This window comes from Delftia sp. ZNC0008 (assembly GCF_000799035.1).
Taxonomy (GTDB): domain Bacteria; phylum Pseudomonadota; class Gammaproteobacteria; order Burkholderiales; family Burkholderiaceae_C; genus Comamonas; species Comamonas tsuruhatensis.
Window position 1 is genome coordinate 1 of the sequence record NZ_JTKZ01000330.1, and the last position, 706, is coordinate 706.

A 706-nucleotide genomic window follows, 5' to 3' on the forward strand; every position below is an offset into this window, starting at 1 on the left:
CCCCTTGGCGCCATAGCCGGCCGAGGGGCCTCCGGCGGAGCTGCCCGAGCCGCCGCTCTTGCTGCCACCGGCGCCTTCGCCGGCCGAGCCGCCGCTGCCGGCCAGGCCCTGCATGCGGCGGATGTTCTCCAGGCGGCGTGCCTCGGCTTCCTTGGCCTCGCGCGCTTCCTTGGCGGCCTGTTCCTTCTTGCGCTTGTCCTCGGCGGCCTTCTTCTCGGCTTCTGCCTTGGCGGCCTTTTCGGCCTTTTCTTTCTCCGCCTTCTCGGCTTTCTCGCGCTCGGCCTTGTCCTTGGCAGCTTTTTCCTTGTCCGCCTTTTCCTTTTCGGCCTTGTCCTTCTTTTGCTGCTCCAGGCGTTCCTTGCGGTCCTGCTCGGCCTTGTCCTTTTTCTGCTGCTCGAGCTTGTCGCGGCGGTCCTTCTCGGCTTTTTCCGCCTTCTCGCGCTCGGCCTTGTCCTTGGCCGCCTTCTCGGCCTTTTCCTTGTCCAGGCGCTCCTGGCGTTCCTTTTCGCGCTGCTCGCGGGCGGCCTGTTCGGCGCGCTCCTTCTTTTGCTGCTCGATCTTGCGCTTCTTCTCCAGCGCGATCTCGGCCTCGCGGTCGTCGTCCACGGCCTGCGGCTTGGGAGGTGGGGGCGGCGCAATCACGGGCGCGGGCGGCGGCGGTGGCGGCTGGGGAACGGGCTCGGGCGCAGGTGGCGGGGGAGGCGCG

Annotated in this window: 1 pseudogene; it reads right to left on the reverse strand. The window is 68.4% G+C overall.

Features of this window, described 5'->3' with window-relative positions:
• Positions 1–706, reverse strand: a pseudogene (locus tag L995_RS10985) (cell envelope integrity protein TolA); the annotation flags it as partial.